At 72.1% G+C, this 13,830-nt stretch carries 13 protein-coding genes; 7 read left to right on the top strand and 6 right to left on the bottom strand.

All coding sequences use genetic code 11. The annotated features are described in order from the left end of the window. Positions 1-14: 14 nt before the first annotated feature. On the bottom strand, positions 15-1,220 hold the full coding sequence (locus ACNKF0_RS05780) for an endonuclease/exonuclease/phosphatase family protein (RefSeq protein WP_416956543.1): 1,206 nt from the start codon (positions 1,218-1,220) through the stop codon (positions 15-17). 117 nt (positions 1,221-1,337) lie between these two features. After that, on the bottom strand, positions 1,338-3,248 hold the full coding sequence (locus ACNKF0_RS05775; protein WP_416956541.1) for an endonuclease/exonuclease/phosphatase family protein: 1,911 nt from the start codon (positions 3,246-3,248) through the stop codon (positions 1,338-1,340). Between the two features lie 193 nt (positions 3,249-3,441). Between ACNKF0_RS05775 and ACNKF0_RS05770 the strand changes: the two genes are divergently transcribed. From ACNKF0_RS05770 to ACNKF0_RS05755, 4 genes are read left to right on the top strand one after another with little or no spacing between them, the layout of a single operon-like run. After that, positions 3,442-4,737 carry a magnesium transporter MgtE N-terminal domain-containing protein gene (locus tag ACNKF0_RS05770; protein WP_416956539.1) on the top strand — a complete coding sequence of 432 codons (1,296 nt, stop codon included), beginning with the start codon at positions 3,442-3,444 and terminating at the stop codon, positions 4,735-4,737. Continuing rightward, complete coding sequence (locus ACNKF0_RS05765) at positions 4,734-5,246, top strand: DUF1003 domain-containing protein (protein WP_416956537.1); 513 nt, start codon at positions 4,734-4,736, stop codon at positions 5,244-5,246. The genes ACNKF0_RS05770 and ACNKF0_RS05765 overlap by 4 nt, the downstream gene beginning before the upstream one ends. A 31-nt stretch (positions 5,247-5,277) precedes the next feature. After that, the gene (locus ACNKF0_RS05760; protein ID WP_416956535.1) at positions 5,278-6,438 is read left to right on the top strand and encodes an Mrp/NBP35 family ATP-binding protein; all 1,161 of its coding nucleotides are present in this window, start codon (positions 5,278-5,280) and stop codon (positions 6,436-6,438) included. Between the two features lie 43 nt (positions 6,439-6,481). Beyond that, positions 6,482-6,811, top strand: a complete 330-nt coding sequence (locus ACNKF0_RS05755; RefSeq protein WP_299922035.1) for a sec-independent translocase — start codon at positions 6,482-6,484, stop codon at positions 6,809-6,811. 4 nt (positions 6,812-6,815) lie between these two features. On the opposite strand, the gene ACNKF0_RS05750 is transcribed toward ACNKF0_RS05755, so the two are convergent. Next, positions 6,816-7,352, bottom strand: coding sequence for a hypothetical protein (locus ACNKF0_RS05750; RefSeq protein WP_416956533.1), 537 nt, complete (start codon positions 7,350-7,352; stop codon positions 6,816-6,818). 10 nt (positions 7,353-7,362) lie between these two features. Beyond that, entirely contained in the window at positions 7,363-8,403 is a 1,041-nt protein-coding gene (locus ACNKF0_RS05745; RefSeq protein ID WP_416956531.1) for a hypothetical protein, read from the bottom strand. A 145-nt stretch (positions 8,404-8,548) separates the two neighbouring features. Here ACNKF0_RS05745 and ACNKF0_RS05740 point away from each other — a divergent pair, with 145 nt between their 5' ends. From ACNKF0_RS05740 to ACNKF0_RS05730, 3 genes are read left to right on the top strand one after another with little or no spacing between them, the layout of a single operon-like run. After that, the gene (locus ACNKF0_RS05740; protein WP_416956529.1) at positions 8,549-8,887 is read left to right on the top strand and encodes a hypothetical protein; all 339 of its coding nucleotides are present in this window, start codon (positions 8,549-8,551) and stop codon (positions 8,885-8,887) included. Then, on the top strand, positions 8,884-9,228 hold the full coding sequence (locus tag ACNKF0_RS05735; RefSeq protein WP_416956527.1) for a LysM peptidoglycan-binding domain-containing protein: 345 nt from the start codon (positions 8,884-8,886) through the stop codon (positions 9,226-9,228). The genes ACNKF0_RS05740 and ACNKF0_RS05735 overlap by 4 nt, the downstream gene beginning before the upstream one ends. Further along, positions 9,225-9,743, top strand: coding sequence for an Rv3235 family protein (locus ACNKF0_RS05730; RefSeq protein ID WP_416956525.1), 519 nt, complete (start codon positions 9,225-9,227; stop codon positions 9,741-9,743). Before ACNKF0_RS05735 ends, ACNKF0_RS05730 begins: the two co-directional genes overlap by 4 nt. 2 nt (positions 9,744-9,745) lie before the next feature. Here ACNKF0_RS05730 and secA read toward each other — a convergent pair whose 3' ends face one another. Both secA and ACNKF0_RS05720 read right to left on the bottom strand, forming a co-directional pair. Next, positions 9,746-12,586, bottom strand: a complete 2,841-nt coding sequence (gene secA, locus ACNKF0_RS05725; RefSeq protein ID WP_416956523.1) for a preprotein translocase subunit SecA — start codon at positions 12,584-12,586, stop codon at positions 9,746-9,748. A gap of 15 nt (positions 12,587-12,601) precedes the next feature. Beyond that, the gene (locus ACNKF0_RS05720; protein ID WP_416956521.1) at positions 12,602-13,828 is read right to left on the bottom strand and encodes a winged helix-turn-helix domain-containing protein; all 1,227 of its coding nucleotides are present in this window, start codon (positions 13,826-13,828) and stop codon (positions 12,602-12,604) included. Between the last annotated feature and the right edge of the window lie 2 nt (positions 13,829-13,830).

Genomic DNA, 13,830 nt, shown 5'->3' with positions numbered 1-13,830 from the left:
CGCGGCTGCGGCGCCTACTGGCCGTCGGTCGATCCGTCGGTCCCGTCGGTCGATCCGTCGGTCCCGTCGTCGCCGGTGAGCGTGGCGGTGGCGTTGATCATGCTGTGGTCGGACGCCTGGCCCGTGCCGGTGACGGCGTAGCCGGCGAACGCGACTCCGGTGGAGCCGAAGATCCAGTCGACCTGCATGCTGGGCGGCGGCGCACAGCCGCCGGCCGAGCTTCCGCCGGCGGCGGCCGTGAAGACGCCGCCGGCCGTGAAGCGGCAGAAGATCTCGGCCCGCTCGTTGTAGTCGCCGGTGGCGATGACCGGGGTGCCGTCGGCCTGGTGGAGTTCGGTCAGGTGGGCGACCTCGATGGCGGCCGCCTCGGCCCGCCAGCGGGCGTTGTTGCCGAGCCTCGGCGTGTCGGCCGGGTTGTGGAAGTTGGCGAACCAGGCCCGGCGACCGGTGCTGATCGACTCCAGCAGCACGACGGGCATCGCGATCCGGCTACCGCCGGCGTAGGGGATCGAGAGCGTGTGCGCCTCGACCAGGCTGAACATGTCGGAGCGCCACGCGATGTTGAAGCGCACCGACTTGTTGCCCAGCGACATCCCCGGGTAGAGCGAGTACTCCCCCGCCCGCGAGGTGAACATGCCGTACTGGCTCTCCTCGAACTCCTGGAACCCGACGACGTCGATGCCGTTGCTGCGCAGCTGTGCGATGGTCATGTCCATGCGCGGGCCGGCGTCGGGCCAGCCCGGCTTGTTGCCCCCCGGCCCGGTGTGGGAGTCGCCCAGCACGTTGTAGCTCGCGACCTGGAGCTCGAACGGCTGCGTGCGCTGCTCGACCACCTCGACCTGGCGGGAGACGCGGGAGGCGAGCCGGCGCTGGGCGGCACGGAAGCGGCGTACGGACGCCTCGAGCTGCTCGGGCTTCGGGTGCTCCGGCTCGGCTCCGGCCGAGCCGGACCGCTGACCCTGGCCACCGTCCTCGGCACCCTCGCCCGACTCGCCCGACTCGCCGGACTCCTCGGACGACTCCGCCTCGTCGGACGCGTCGGACGCTGCCGTGGCCTGCGAGGCGCCCGTCCGGTCGGTGGCCACGTCGTCGACGGACGAGTCCGACCAGAACGACGCCCACACCACGGCGGCGACGATCGCGAGCACGAGGAAGGGAGCCCACAGCTCGACGCGCGAGCGGCGCGGGGTGCTCGTGGTCTCGGGGTCCTTGTGGTTCACGGCCACCTTCTGCGTGGGGTGAGCCGACGGCCCCGGCGGACGGCGCCACGCCGGACGTGGGCGGCTCGGAGCCGCAAGCCTAACCGGGCGCCGTCGCCGCGCACCAACCTTCGCGGATCAGGACCCGGGGACCAGCAGCGGGTCGAAGACCTGGAACCGCTGCTCGGGGTCCATCGAGGAGCCCGGCACCGGCGGGACGCCCAGCGTGCGCGTGACCAGGTTGGTCAGGTCACCGACGCGGATCGGCTGCGCGCCGGAGTAGTTGAGCTGCTGGCGCCCGGGCGAGGTGAAGGACGGGTTGAGGGAGTAGAGGTCGCTCGCTGCCGGGACGCCCGGACCGGTCACCCACATCGGGACCTTGTAGCTCTTGGCCCAGGTCCGCGACGAGCCGCGCGACTTCTGCGCGCCACCGGTGCCGGTGACGATGAGGAGCGTGGTGTCGTTCATCGCCGGGGACTTCGCGATGCTGCGACGGATGGCGGCCACCTTCTGGAACGCCTTGCGGACCGCCTTCTCGTAGGCCGCGCCCTTGAAGCCGTCGTCGAGACCGGTCTTCAGGACCCCGGACAGCTCGATGACGCTCAGCTCGGCAGGCTTGCGCTCGATCGTCTCGCGCCACCAGCCGACGCTCCTGGCGTCGTCGCGCATGATCTTGAACCGGTCGATCTTGGCGGTGCCGTCGTCGACGCCGTACGGGTCCTTGCCGCCGCTCTTGCGGTTCCAGCTGCGGAGGACCAGCTGGTTCTCCTTGCGGCTCGAGGCGAACATGGTGCGCCCCGAGTTGTTGTGCGCGAGGTCGAAGAGGCTGGAGACGTACTGGCCCGCCGAGTCGTGGACCGATGCAGGCAGGGTCTTCTTGGAGCCGACGCCGTGGCCACCGGCCTTGGGGAAGACCCGGCGTCCGCTGAGCAGCGACATCAGGTTCGCGTCGGCCTGGGTGCTCTCGGTGGCGGTGCGCGCGTTGGTGGTCGAGGCACCGTTGCTGGCCATGCGCGTGGCCTCGCCCGGCGCCTTCGAGCCGCCCGCGATGGCCGAGGTCAGCCCGGGGACGGCCACGACCACGACGTGGTCGACACCGTTGGGCGCGGACGCCGGCACGACGGCGTTGGCGTAGTAGAGGGGGTGGTCGCTGGTCTTGGAGACGTAGTCGTTCCACAGCCGGGTGTAGCCGTTGAAGAAGACGTCCTGGGTGCCCATGATCCAGTCGATCGCGCCGCCGGCGGGCGGCTTGCAGGTGCTGCCGTCGACGTAGCCGCCGCTGGCGGACCACATGCCGGAGCCGGGCGCGACCTTGCAGTAGTAGCTGCCGCGCTCGTTCTTGTCACCGAGCGAGATGAACGGCGCGTCGGGGTAGGCGGCGCGCAGCTCGTTGGCGAGCGCGACCTCCATCGCGAAGCCCGTGTCGCGGTAGGACTGGGCCGGACCGCGGACGTCGGCAGGGTTGTGGGTGTTGAAGAACCACACGCGGCGCCCCGTGCCGACGTTCTGAAGCAGCACGGCCGGCATACGGCTCGGCACGCCGTCGAAGTAGGGGATCGGGAGGGTGCGCGCCTCGAGGAGCGTCCAGGTGTCGGTGCGCCACCCGATCGAGTTGACCGAGGGTCCGGCCGGGTTGTTGAGACCCGGGTAGGTCTGCCACGAGGTGCCCATCAGCTCGCCGAAGCGGGCCGCCTGCGGCGGCTGGAACTCCTGGAAGCCGACGACGTCGAGGGCGTTCTGCTGGAGCAGGCCCACCACGCGGTCCATGCGGACGGTGCCCGACTCCCAGCCCTTCCGCTTCCCGCCGGGGGCGGTGTGGTCGGCGCCGAGCACGTTGAAGTTGCCCACCCGGAACGAGGTGGCCGGAGTCGTCTGCGCCGTGTCGGCCACGCGGGCCGCGACGGGCGCGGCAGCGGGCTGCACCGCAGCCGCAGACGCCGGGCCGGCGTCGGGAGCGGCAGGGGCCACGAGCAGGGCCGTCGCGAGCGTCAGGGTGACGGCGCCGAGGCGTCGGAGGGAGGACAGGCGCGAGGAAGCAGTGCCGGACATGGAAGGGGCCTCACAGAGGTCGGGGAGGTGGCGTCGTCGAGGTGACCCGACCGTGACCACTCACCACACGTGCTGGACGTGTCGGCCCGGGCCCGATCGATGTGACAGAAGTGACTCGTGCGACGCTAGAGTACACCACCCCTTCGGCGCGGAGGGGGATCGAGCGCGGGACCGGCACGCTACCGTTGCCGCCGTGAGCACCACCCCGACCCGCGTCTTCGTGGCCCGGCTCGTCGGGCTGCCGATCTTCGACCCCCAGGGCGACCAGGTGGCCAAGGTGCGCGACCTGGTCGTCGCGCTCCGCACCGAGACGAGCCAGCCGCGTGTCCTCGGCATGGTCGCCGAGGTCTTCGGCCGACGCCGGATCTTCGTGCCGATGACCCGGATCACCGCCATCGACAGCGGCCAGGTGCACACGACCGGCCTGCTGAACATGCGCCGCTTCGAGCAGCGCTCGACCGAGACGCTCGTGATGGGCCAGATGCTCGACCGGACGGTCACGATCAAGGACCCCGCCAAGGAGGACGGCGTCACCGGCGTCGTCTACGACGTCGCGATGGAGCAGGCCCGCAACCGCGACTGGGTGCTCTCCCGCGTGGCGGTGCAGGAGCCGAGCAAGGGCTTCCGGCGCCGCGGACAGACCCACGTCGTGGAGTGGCGCGACGTCACCGGCCTCACGCGCCACGAGCCCACGCAGGGGGCCACCCACCTCATCGCGGCGCTCAACGACATGCGCCCGGCCGACGCGGCCAACATGATCCACGACCTCCCGCCGGAGCGACGTTCGGCCGTGGTCGCGGCCCTCGACGACGAGCGGCTGGCCGACGTGCTCGAGGAGCTCCCCGAGGAGGACCAGGTCGAGATCCTGGAGCACCTCGACTCCGAGCGTGCCGCCGACGTGCTGGAGGAGATGTCGGCCGACGACGCCGCCGACCTGATCGCCGACCTCAACCCCGAGACGGCCGCGACCCTGCTGGGGCTGATGGAGCCCGACGAGGCCGAGGACGTGCGGCGCCTGATGTCCTACGCCGACGACACCGCCGGCGCGATGATGACGCCCGAGCCGGTGATCCTCTCCCCCGACGCGACCATCGCCGACGCCCTCGCCCACGTGCGCAACCCCGAGCTCACCCCGGCCCTCGCAGCGCTCGTCTACGTCTGCCGCCAGCCCCTGGAGACCCCGACCGGGCGGTTGCTGGGTGCGGCCCACATCCAGCGGCTCCTGCGCGAGCCCCCCTCGACCCTGGTCGCCGCCGCGCTCGACGAGTCGATGGACCCGCTGCGTGCCGACGCCTCGATGGACGAGGTGGCCGCCCACCTCGCGACCTACAACCTGGTCGCCGCACCCGTCGTGGACGACGAGGGCCGGCTCATCGGCGCGGTCACCGTCGACGACCTCCTCGACCACATGCTCCCCGAGGGCTGGCGGGACCGGGCGCCGCGCCCGGGTCCGATCGCCGGCCCCGGCAGTGGAGGGGGTGGCCGATGAGCGACAACCGCCGCACCCGGCTCGACACGCCGCGCGACACCCGTCGCCAGCTCGTGCGCCGCCCGGCCTACGACTCCGACGCGTTCGGCTCGTTCGCCGAGCAGTTCGCCCGCTTCATGGGCACCGCGAAGTTCCTCATCTACATGACGCTCTTCGTCATCGTCTGGATGGCGTGGAACACCCTCGCGCCGGCCGACCTGCGCTTCGACGAGTTCCCGTTCATCTTCCTGACCCTCATGCTCAGCCTGCAGGCGTCGTACGCCGCCCCGCTGATCCTGCTGGCGCAGAACCGGCAGGAGCAGCGCGACAAGGTCGTCGCCGAGCAGGACCGCCAGGCCAACGCCCGGGCCCACGCCGACATGGAGTTCCTGGCTCGCGAGGTCGCCTCGCTGCGGATGGCGGTCGGCGAGGTCGCCACCCGCGACTTCCTCCGCTCCGAGCTGCGCGGGCTCCTCGGCGACATCGAGGACCTCTCGCGCCGCGAGCCCGAGGACGAGCCGACACCGTGAGCCCTCGGGGCGGCTCGTAGACTTCCCGATCATGAGCACCCCCACGCAGCAGCAGGTGATGGACGCCCTGGCGACCGTCGACGACCCCGAGATCAAGCGCCCGATCACGGACCTGGGGATGGTCGACTCCGTCGAGGTCGCCGAGGACGGCTCGGTCGCGGTCCACGTGCTGCTGACCGTGGCGGGGTGCCCGCTCAAGGACACGATCAACCGCGACGTCACCGCGGCCGTCTCGAAGGTCCCCGGCGTCGCGTCGGTCGACCTCACCCTCGGCGTGATGACCGCCGAGCAGCGTGCCGGCCTCAAGGAGATCCTCAGCGACGGGCGCGCCCAGCGCGAGATCCCCTTCGCCCAGCCCGGCTCGCTCACGAAGGTCTACGCGATCGCGAGCGGCAAGGGCGGCGTCGGCAAGTCGTCGGTCACGGTCAACCTCGCGCTCTCGCTCGCCGCGCAGGGCCTCAAGGTCGGCATCGTCGACGCCGACATCTACGGCCACTCGGTGCCGGCGATGCTCGGCGTGGCCGACAGCCGCCCGACCCAGGTCGACGACCTGATCATGCCGGTGCCCACGCCCAGCGGAGTCTCGGTCATCTCCATCGGCATGCTCAAGCCCCGCCGCGACCAGGTCGTGGCCTGGCGCGGCCCCATGCTCGACCGCGCCCTCGTGCAGATGCTGGCCGACGTCTACTGGGGTGACCTCGACGCCCTGCTGCTCGACCTGCCCCCGGGCACCGGCGACGTCGCCATCTCGCTCGGCCAGCACCTGCCGAGCGCCGAGGTCGTGGTCGTCACGACCCCGCAGGAGGCGGCGGCCGAGGTGGCCGAGCGGGCCGGCACGATGGCCTCGATGATGCACCAGCGCGTCGTCGGCGTGATCGAGAACATGAGCTACCTCCCCTGCCCGCACTGCCCGCCCGAGGACGACCACCGCCTCGAGGTCTTCGGCAGCGGCGGCGGCGCCCGCGTGGCGGCGACGCTGTCGGGCCGGTTCGGCTACGACGTGCCGGTCCTGGCGCAGATCCCGCTCGACATCTCGCTGCGCGAGGGGGGTGACGTCGGCAAGCCCATCGTGGAGGCCGACCCGTCCGCCCTCGCCGCGCGTGAGCTCACCCGGGTCGCCCAGACGCTGTCGGGCCGCGGCCGGGGGCTCGCGGGCATGCAGCTCGGGCTCACCCCGTCCAGCAAGTTCTGACCACGTCCGACCACCGCTCCGGGCAGGCAGTAGGTTCTGAGACATGTTCGATGTCGGGCTCCTCGAGCTGGCCGTGATCGCCCTCGTGGCGGTCGTCGTGCTGGGTCCGGACAAGCTGCCCGACCTCGCCCGCCAGGCGGCCCAGCTGCTCCACCGGGCGCGCGGGCTCGCCACCAACGCCCGCGACGAGCTCCGCAACGAGCTCGGCCCGGAGTACTCCGACCTCCAGCTCCGCGACCTCGACCCCCGCACGATCGTGCGCAAGCACATCACCGAGGCGATGGCCGAGGTCGACCGCGAGCAGGCCGAGGCGGCCCAGCAGTCCGCGCTCCCCGAGGGCCACGTCCCGCCCTACGACGTCGAGGCGACCTGATCCGTCAGTCGTCGCGGCTCTGCACGGCGACCAGCGCGGCGTAGGGCACGAGGAAGACCTCACCCGAGGCGGCGCGCCCCTCGAGGAAGTCCGCCCCGACGCGGACGACGTACGCCTCGTGGCGGGTGCCGTCGGCCAGGTGCAGGAGGCAGCGCGCCTCCGCGTCCGCGAGCCGGCGCAGCGCGGCCCGCAGGCCGAGGCGGTCGACCGGTGACCAGGCGAGCTCGGGCACCGAGCGCTCGCTCGCACCCCGTACGCCGGTGACGGCCCGGAGCGGCACGACCCACTCCTGACGCGTCCCGCTGAGCAGGCACCACTCCTCCCCCACCCGCGCCAGACGGCCCTCGACCCGTCCCAGGCGCGGGAGGTCGAGCGACACGTCGTGCCCGCGGGAGGCCATCAGCCGGCTGGCGAGGGTGACGGTGGCGTACTCCGTGCGCGCCCGGTCGGCGAGCTCGGCCTCGCGGTCCGCCTCCCACGCGGCCGCGGCCTGGCCCTCGAGGTCGTCGAGCAGCGCGAACAGGTCGTGCTCCCAGGACATGGGGCCGAGCCTAGTCAGGCAGGTCCACCACCTCGCAGGACTCCGCGTCGGGCCGGCACCGCGCCAGGGCCTCGAACTGGCCGTCCCGACGCACGAGAAGGGCCAGCAACCGGTCGGCGGTCTCCCAACGGAACCCCGGCGCGACGAAGAGCCAGCCGTCGGGGGCGGCGAGCACCCCGGCGCCCGAGCCGTCGCGCCGCTGCACCTGCAGCTCCGGCGTGCCCGACGCCTCACCTCCGATCGTGCCGGGAGGCACGTAGGCGAGCCACTGCGCGGAGGCCTCGAGCGCGTCGTGCGTCGGCACCGGGCCGAGCCGGGCCAGCGTGCCGTCCGCCGCGAGCCGGGCGAGGTAGGGGGCGCCCTGTGTCCCGTCGGTCCGGTCGTAGGCGCCATCGTTGACCAGCAGGCCGGCGTCGGTGCCGCCCAGGACGACCTGTCCGGGGGCGGTCTCGGCGAGGTCGACGGTCGCGCCGTCGACCAGGGGCCGCCACAGCCACTGGAAGTCAGGGCCACCGGCCACGACGAGTCCGTCGTCGGTCACCGCCACCGCACGAGGAGGCGGGTCCATCGGCGTGCGCGGGAGGTCGACGGCGCCGAAGCCCTCGCCGGCCCACTCGGTGTCGGCGCCGACCAGGGTCCACCCGTCACCGGGACCGGTCTGCACGTGCGCGGTGTAGCCGCCGCTGGCGGAGATGACGACCGACTGGTCGATCCGTCCGTCGATGCGCTGCGGCTCCTCGTCGTAGCCCCACCACCACGTGCGGTCGTCGCGCAGCGCGACCCAGTGCGTGCCGCGTCCGGCGGCGGTGTACCACCGCCCGGGCACCTGCTTCCCCGCGACGTAGAGGTCGAGATCGACCGCGACCGGGAGGTCGGTGGCGGGCGCGCCTGCGGGCTCGTGCTGCGCGGCCTGCTGCTCGCTCGCCTCGACCGCCTCGGGCGCGTCGGCGCCCTCCGGTGCCCCGCAGGCGGCCGCCGTGGTCAGCAGCGCGGCGGTCACCCCTGCCCACATCCGGGCTCGTGCCGTCGTCGTCCTCAGTGTGGTCCTCATCGTCATCGTCCCCCTTCACCCCGGAAGACGTCGCGGCGAGCCAGGGGGTTGCGCGACGCCCCCCGCCCGCTGTGGAGAAGCCGTTGACATCGTCCGCGAACGTTCGTTGAATGAGGCAAACGCACGCAAACGAAAGGATCGCGTCATGTCTCGGGGGATCACTCGCTCGGCGCGGCCGTACGCCGTCTGGCTGGGGGTGACCGGCGCGGCAGCGGCCGCAGCGTCGTCCGTGCCCGACGCGTGGCGCGCGACCGCGAGCGCCTCGGCCTCCGAGCGCACGGTCGACGTGCTGGTCGCCGGCTGCGCCACGCTGCTGGCCCTGTCGCTGGGCTGGCTCTGGCTGGTCACCTCGGTGACGGTGGCCGAGCTCGTGGCGGGCCGAGCACCCCGTGGCGGAGGTGCCACGCGGCGCCTGGTGCTGCTCGCGTGCGGGCGCCGCCGTGGTCGCGGGCACGGCGCTCCCGGCGCAGGCCGCGGGCGGTGACGGCGCGGAGCTGCTCGTCGGGCTCCCTGCCCGAGCGCGCGGTCGCACCGGCCACCGACACCGCGACCCACGCGGCCGCCGACACGCCCACCACCCTGGTCTCGCACCCGACGACGGGTGACGCCTACGTGGTCCGGGCCGGTGACTCGCTGTGGTCCATCGCCCGCGCGCACCCGGCACCCGGCACCGACGTGGAGGCGCGCTGGCGGGCGATCTGGCGCCTCAACCAGGAGGTCGTCGGCGACGACCCCGACCTGATCCACCCGGGCCAGGCGCTCCGCCTGCCCGCCACCGACACCGACACCGACACGGACAGCGAGACGGACGGAGAACGACGATGAGCACACCCGACACCACCGAGGCCGAGGTCATCGTGCTGCGGCCGAGCGGCGGCATGGCCAGCGTCCAGGGGGCACTCGCCCTGGACCTGACGCCGCGCACCGCTCCCCCGCGGCCGCGGTTGCGGAGCACCCGCGCGAGCGACCTGGCCGACCTCGAGCGCGCCTCCCGGGAGCAGGTGGACGCCTTCGTCGGCCGCTACCTGCAGGCCGCGGTCGAGATCGCCGCCGGCGACCGGCCGGTCGCCCAGCTGCTGCGCCACACGGTCCCCGAGGTCTACGACGCGCTGGCCGGGCGCGCCCGTGCGGTCGCCGCGGCGGGCGGCCTCACGCCGGGCCGGGTCCGGGGACCCAACCCGGCGCGGCCGGTCGTGGTCGGCGTACGCACCGCCCTGATCCGCAGTGACGCGGTCGAGGCGAGCGCGCACGTGCGCTACGGCCGTCGCTCACGCGCGGTCGCCGCGCGGTTCGAGGTCGTGCGCGACCGCTGGCAGTGCGTCGCGATCAGCTGGGGCTAGGTTCAGCCGCCGGCACGCGTGGTGTGGCCCGAGGCCCCGCCCGGGGCACCGTGGCAGCGCTTGAACTTCTGACCGGATCCGCACGGGCACAGCGAGTTGCGACCGATGCCGGCGAACTCGTCGTCCTCGGCCGACGGAGCCGCGTGGACCTCGGCCTCGCCGTCCTCCGAGGGCGCGCTGTAGGACAGGTTCTGCGGGCGGTTGGGCCTGTCCAGGCCCTTGGCGCGAATGGTGGGCGCGTGGGACTGGGCCTGCGCGAAGTCGATCTGCGGCGTGGCAGCGGACACCTGCGGCGCGGCCTGCGGGGCAGCCGCGAGGACCGACTCGTCGGACGTGCCGTCGTCCTCGTCCTCGACCTCCACCTGGAGGTTGAAGAGGAAGCCGACCGACTCCTCCTTGATGCCGTCCATCATCGCGGCGAACATGTCGAAGCCCTCGCGCTGGTACTCCACGAGCGGGTCGCGCTGGGAGTAGGCGCGCAGGTAGATGCCCTCGCGGAGGTAGTCCATCTCGTAGAGGTGCTCGCGCCACTTGCGGTCGAGCACGGAGAGCACGACGCGACGCTCCAGCTCACGCTGGACCTCTTCGCCGATCTCGTCCTCGCGGCGGTCGTAGGCCTCTTGCACGTCCTTCTGCAGGTCCTCGATCAGCTTCTCGCGGCTGAGCCCCTCGAGGCCGCCGGCCTCCTTGACCAGGCCCTCCTTGGTCAGGCCGACCGGGTAGAGCTGGTTCAGGGCGGTGAACAGGCCGTCGAGGTCCCAGTCCTCGGCGTAGCCCTCGGTCGCACCGCGGACGTAGCCCGCGATCACGTCGTCGAGGAAGCCGCGGATCTGCTCGCCGAGGTCGGCGCCCTCGAGCACCCGGCGGCGCTCGGCGTAGATGACCTCGCGCTGGCGGCTCATCACGTCGTCGTACTTGAGCACGTTCTTGCGCGATTCGAAGTTCTGCGACTCGATGTTGGCCTGGGCGCCGGCGATCGCATTGCTGACGCGCTTGGCGTCGATCGGCACGTCGTCGGGCACCTTGAGGACGGTGAGGATCCGGTCGACCCACTCCGACTTGAACAGCCGCATCATCTCGTCCTCGAGCGACAGGTAGAACCGGGACTCGCCCGGGTCGCCCTGACGGCCGGAACGACCGCGGAGCTGGTTGTCGATGCGGCGCGACTCGTGGCGCTCGGTGCCGACGACGTAGAGGCCGCCGAGCTCGCGGACCTCGTCGTGCTCGGCGGAGACCTGCGCCTTGATCCGCTCGACCATCGCCGGCCAGGCCGCGTCGTAGTCCTCCGGCGACTCGACCGGGTCCAGGCCCTGCTTGCGCAGCTCCTGGTCGGCGAGGAAGTCGACGGACCCGCCGAGCATGATGTCGGTGCCTCGACCGGCCATGTTGGTGGCGACGGTGACGGCGCCCTTGTGACCGGCGAGCGCGACGACCTTGGCCTCGTCGGCGTGCTGCTTGGCGTTGAGGACGGTGTGCGGGATGCCGCGCTTCTTGAGCAGGTTCGAGAGGTACTCCGACTTCGCGACCGACACGGTGCCGATGAGGATCGGCTGGCCCTTGTCGTGGCGCTCGGCGATGTCGTCGGCGACGGCCTCGTACTTCGCCTCCTCGGTGCGGTAGACGAGGTCGACGTTGTCCTTGCGCTGCATCGGGCGATTGGTCGGGATCGGGACCACGCCGAGCTTGTAGATCTTGTCGAACTCGGACGCCTCGGTCATGGCCGTACCGGTCATCCCGGAGAGCTTGTCGTAGAGGCGGAAGTAGTTCTGCAGGGTGATCGTGGCGAGGGTCTGGTACTCCTCGCGGACGGTCACGCCCTCCTTGGCCTCGATGGCCTGGTGCAGGCCGTCGTTGTAGCGACGACCGGCCAGGATGCGGCCGGTGTGCTCGTCGACGATGAGCACCTCGCCGTCCATGACGACGTACTCCTTGTCGTTGCGGAACAGCTCCTTGGCCTTGATGGAGTTGTTCAGGAACGAGATGAGCGGGGTGTTGACCGAGTCGTAGAGGTTGTCGATGCCGAGGTGGTCCTCGACCTTGGTGATGCCCGGCTCGAGCACCGAGATGGTGCGCTTCTTCTCGTCGACCTCGTAGTCGACGTCCTTGACGAGGGTGCGCGTGAGCTTGGAGAACTCGGCGTACCACTTCACCTCGTCCTGGGTCGGTCCGCTGATGATGAGCGGGGTGCGGGCCTCGTCGATGAGGATCGAGTCGACCTCGTCCACGATGGCGAAGTTGTGGCCGCGCTGGACGCACTCCGCGACCGAGTCCGCCATGTTGTCGCGGAGGTAGTCGAAGCCGAGCTCGTTGTTGGTGCCGTAGGTGATGTCGCAGGCGTAGGCCTCGCGCCGCTCGGCCGGGCGCATCGACGGGAGGATCACGCCGGTGGTCAGGCCGAGGAAGTGGTGCACGCGGCCCATCTGCTCGGACTGGAACTTGGCGAGGTAGTCGTTGACCGTGACGACGTGGACGCCCTTGCCCTCGAGGGCGTTGAGGTAGGAGGGCAGCACCGCGACGAGGGTCTTGCCCTCACCGGTCTTCATCTCGGCGATGTTGCCGAGGTGGAGGGCGGCCGCACCCATCACCTGCACGTCGAAGGGGCGCATGCCGAGCACGCGCTTGCTCGCCTCGCGGACGGTGGCGAACGCCTCCGGCATGACGTCGTCGAGGGTCTCGCCGTTGGCGAGCCGCTCGCGGAACTCGTCGGTCATCCCGCGGAGCTCGTCGTCGGTCATCTTGACGAAGTCGTCCTCGATGGCGTTGACGGCCTTGGAGACGGCTTCGAGCTCACGGAGGATCTTGCCCTCGCCGATGCGGAGCAGCTTGTCGATGATGGCAGGCACGAGTGGTAACTGTACCTACCTCGCCAACGCTGCTCCCAATGCGTGCGCCAGGTCACCCCGGCTCCCGACCACCACGTCGTCGAGCCCGAGCCAGCCCGCGAGCCGCCACAGCTCGGCGGCCAGCTCGTCGGCGGTCTCCGCCGGAGCGCCCGGCTCCGCGAAGGCGCCCGGGACGAGCAGGCGCCCGGTGGCCCGGTCGGCCTTGAGGTCCACCCGCGCGACCAGCCGGTCACCGAGGAGGAACGGCAGGACGTAGTAGCCGTGCACGCGCTTGTCGGCCGGGACGTAGATCTCGATGCGGTAGAAGAACCCGAAGAGCGCCTCGGCCCGGGAGCGTTGCCACACCACCGGGTCGAACGGGCTGAGCAGGGTGCGGGCGGCCACGCGCCTCGGCACCCGGGCGTCGCGGTGCAGGTAGGTCGGACGTCCCCAGCCCTGCACGGCCACGGGGACGAGCTCACCGGCCTCGACGAGCTCGTCGATCGCCACCTTCACGCTCGCCTTGCCGGGCGCGGGCTGCAGGCGCAGCCGGTAGTAGTCGGCGAGGCAGGCCCCGCTCGCGACGCCGTACGAGCGGGCCGCCCGGCGGACGAGCTCGGTGACCGCCTCCTGCGGCGTGGGCGTCGGCGCGGCGAGGACGTCGGCGGGCAGGACCCGCTCGGGCACGTCGTAGAGCACCTCGAACTGGCTGTTGCGCCCGGCGATGGCGACCTCGCCCACGAGGTAGAGGTAGTCGAGGACCTTGCGGGCCTCGGACCAGTTCCAGCCCCAGTGCTCCTTCGTGCGCGGACCGGTGCTGAGCTCGTCCTCGAGGTCGCGCGCCGTGACCGGCCCGCGGTCACGCACGGCGTCGAGCACCTGCGGCTCGAGCGCCGCGTCGGCGGTGAAGCCCCACTTGCCGCGATCGGCGCGGTAGGACTCCATCCGGTGCCGCATCAGCGGCCACAGCTCGACCGGCATCAGTGCCTGGACGTGCGCCCAGTACTCCACGAGCCGACGGGGCCGGCGCGGGGTGCCCTGCTGCGCGCGACGCAGCAGCCCCACGTCGTAGGGGCCCATCCGCGAGTAGAGCGGCATGAAGTGGGCCCGCTGGAGCACGTTGACCGAGTCGACCTGCAGCACCCCGGTGCGCGCGAGCGTGCGGTCGAGCGTCGCCATGGTGGGCGTGGCGTGGGTGCGGTCCGTGAAGCCCTGGGCCGCCAGCGCGACACGACGCGCCTGGAGCTGGGTCAGCTGGTCCAAGG

The sequence above is a fragment of the Nocardioides sp. T5 genome (assembly GCF_048161455.1).
Classification (GTDB): domain Bacteria; phylum Actinomycetota; class Actinomycetes; order Propionibacteriales; family Nocardioidaceae; genus Nocardioides.
Note: the sequence above shows the minus strand (reverse complement) of the source record. Positions and strands in the feature narration are given on the sequence as shown.

What these genes read in the sequence shown, in the direction of transcription:
- ACNKF0_RS05750 (WP_416956533.1), bottom strand. Translation starts at nt 7,352, where the DNA reads ATGTCCTGGGAGCACGACCTGTTCGCGCTGCTCGACGACCTCGAGGGC.
- ACNKF0_RS05765 (WP_416956537.1), top strand. Translation starts at nt 4,734, where the DNA reads ATGAGCGACAACCGCCGCACCCGGCTCGACACGCCGCGCGACACCCGT.
- ACNKF0_RS05775 (WP_416956541.1), bottom strand. Translation starts at nt 3,248, where the DNA reads ATGTCCGGCACTGCTTCCTCGCGCCTGTCCTCCCTCCGACGCCTCGGC.
- ACNKF0_RS05730 (WP_416956525.1), top strand. Translation starts at nt 9,225, where the DNA reads ATGAGCACACCCGACACCACCGAGGCCGAGGTCATCGTGCTGCGGCCG.
- ACNKF0_RS05745 (WP_416956531.1), bottom strand. Translation starts at nt 8,403, where the DNA reads ATGAGGACCACACTGAGGACGACGACGGCACGAGCCCGGATGTGGGCA.
- ACNKF0_RS05755 (WP_299922035.1), top strand. Translation starts at nt 6,482, where the DNA reads ATGTTCGATGTCGGGCTCCTCGAGCTGGCCGTGATCGCCCTCGTGGCG.
- ACNKF0_RS05740 (WP_416956529.1), top strand. Translation starts at nt 8,549, where the DNA reads ATGTCTCGGGGGATCACTCGCTCGGCGCGGCCGTACGCCGTCTGGCTG.
- ACNKF0_RS05760 (WP_416956535.1), top strand. Translation starts at nt 5,278, where the DNA reads ATGAGCACCCCCACGCAGCAGCAGGTGATGGACGCCCTGGCGACCGTC.